A 244-nucleotide genomic window follows, 5' to 3' on the forward strand; every position below is an offset into this window, starting at 1 on the left:
GGATTACCTCGCGGTAGGTTCGAGCGCGACGCTTCGCGTGGACGTGACGGCGCCCTCCGATAAGCGCTCGATCCCGCACGGCAAGCAACGATCACTTCCCCGCGACGACTACGACGGCGTCTCGTTCATGGCAAGCTCCGGCATTTGGCAAAGCGTGTGGATCGAAGCGCGCGGCCGCACCTACGCTGAATCCGTCTCGCTGAGAGGCGACTCACTGACGGGGTTTGAGGTCACCGTGCAGGTC

At 63.9% G+C, this 244-nt stretch carries 1 pseudogene; it reads left to right on the forward strand.

Annotated elements, in window-relative coordinates:
* Positions 1–244: pseudogene (locus QN347_RS20700) on the forward strand (glycoside hydrolase family 2); the annotation flags it as partial.

Origin of the sequence: Sphingomonas sp. 10B4 (genome assembly GCF_035019905.1) — a bacterium.
Classification (GTDB): domain Bacteria; phylum Pseudomonadota; class Alphaproteobacteria; order Sphingomonadales; family Sphingomonadaceae; genus Sphingomonas; species Sphingomonas glacialis.